Here is a 230-nt window from a genome sequence, read left to right as displayed (position 1 = left end):
GCAGCATGCGGCCGACGCGCTCGCGCTTGTCCTTGACCGTGTTCATGACCGACGCGCCCTTTTCCAGCTTGCCGGAGTAGATGCGGGCGAAGGTCAGCGAACCGACGAAGGGGTCGTTCATGATCTTGAATGCGAGCATGGAAAGCGGCTCGCTGTCGTCGGCGTGACGCTCGATTTCAGCTTCCGTCTTGAAGTCGATGCCCTTGATCGCCGGGATGTCCATCGGCGAC

General features: G+C 61.3%; 1 pseudogene. It reads right to left on the bottom strand.

Going from position 1 to position 230, the window contains the following annotated elements:
• Positions 1-230: pseudogene (gene fusA, locus EOD29_RS35510) on the bottom strand (elongation factor G); the annotation flags it as partial.

The organism is Mesorhizobium sp. M1A.T.Ca.IN.004.03.1.1 (genome assembly GCF_003997555.1).
Classification (GTDB): domain Bacteria; phylum Pseudomonadota; class Alphaproteobacteria; order Rhizobiales; family Rhizobiaceae; genus Mesorhizobium.
The sequence above is the reverse complement of the archived record's forward strand: the minus strand, read 5'-3'. Positions and strand labels throughout refer to the sequence as shown.